Annotated in this window: 2 protein-coding genes; both read right to left on the bottom strand. The window is 67.7% G+C overall.

Annotation, left to right across the window (positions count from 1 at the left end; translation table 11 throughout):
- On the bottom strand, positions 1-602 hold a 602-nt coding region (locus tag XH84_RS31800), incomplete at its 3' end, for an ATP-binding protein (RefSeq protein ID WP_128948535.1).
- A gap of 11 nt (positions 603-613) precedes the next feature.
- The coding region (locus tag XH84_RS31795; protein WP_164937408.1) for a transposase at positions 614-1,328 on the bottom strand (715 nt) is incomplete at its 5' end.

The following is a 1,328-nucleotide window of genomic DNA, read 5'->3' as shown; positions in this document are numbered from 1 at the left end:
AGCTGGCTGGTGACGATGGTGGAGCGATGACCGTAGCGATCTTCGAGGATTTCCAGGAGGTCGTGACGGGCGCCGGCATCGAGCGGCTCGAGCCCCCAATCATCGAGGATCAGCAGATCGACACGGCCAAGGCCGCGCAACAGGCGTGGGTGACGACCGTCGCCGCGGGCGAGCGCCAGATCGTCGAACAGGCGCGGGACGCGCTGATAGAGCACGGAGCGATTGTCGCGACAGGCCTTGTGGCCGAGCGCCGAGGCGAGCCAACTCTTGCCGACGCCTGCCGGGCCGCAGATCAGGAGATTGACGTGGTCGTCGATCCAACGGCCCTCGACAAGCTTGGCGAACAGCGGGCGGTCGAGACCGCGCGGGGTGCGATAGTCGATGTCCTCGACGCATGCCTGCTGGCGCAGCTTGGCGTAGCGCAGGCGAGTGGCAAGCCGTTTGTCGTGCCGCAGCGAGGCTTCACGTTCGAGCAGCAGAGCAAGCCATTCGGCGTGACCGAGGCTGCCAGCCTCACCGGCGGCTTCGATGTCGGCGAAGGCCTTGGCCATGCCGTGGAGGCCGAGGGCGTTGAGGCGGTCGAGGGTCGGATGGGTGAGCAAGGGACGGTCTCCTAATTGTAGTAGCGCGGTCCGCGGATGTTGGCATGCAGGATCGGCGCATCGTCCGCGGAGCGCTGGTGAGCGGGACGCCGATCGAGATTGTTGGCGAGGATCGACTTGACCGAGCCATAGGTGCGCGCGCCGATGTCGATCGCCCGCGCAGCCGCCGCGTCCAGCCGTTCGCGCCCATAGGAGGCGGCGAGCCGGAGGATGCCGAGGCAGGCGCGGAAGCCTTGTTCGGGGTGCGAGCGCTCGTCGAGAATGAGGTCGCACAATGCGCTGGTTGCCGGCCCGATCGCGGCGGCGTCCTGACGGATACGCCCGATGGTCCAGCCGGCGTAGCGCCGATGGCTGGAGGCCATGTGCTCCGGCACGGTGGTGTGCTTGTGATTGCCACTCATGCGCTGATGCGCGGCAATCCGCTCGCCCTTGTGGAAGATCTCGACGGTGCGGGCGGTGAACCGCACCTCGACCTCGGCACGCGCGAAGCGATGCGGAACGCTGTAATAATGCTTCTCCACCTCGACGTGGTAGTCGAGGCTGACGCGGCGGATCCGCCACTCGGCGAGCACGTAGGGGCTCGCCGGCAACGGCTTGAGCGCCGGCCGGTCGATCTCCTCGAGCAGCCGGCGGCGCGTCACGCCGAGCCGCCGGATCGGCCGCTCCTCGTTGAGCCTGGTGAGCAACTCGCCGATCGCTGCGTTGACCTCGGCGAGGCTGTAGAAG

This window comes from Bradyrhizobium nanningense, from assembly GCF_004114535.1.
In the GTDB taxonomy this organism is placed as follows: domain Bacteria; phylum Pseudomonadota; class Alphaproteobacteria; order Rhizobiales; family Xanthobacteraceae; genus Bradyrhizobium; species Bradyrhizobium nanningense.
The sequence above is the reverse complement of the archived record's forward strand: the minus strand, read 5'-3'. Positions and strand labels throughout refer to the sequence as shown.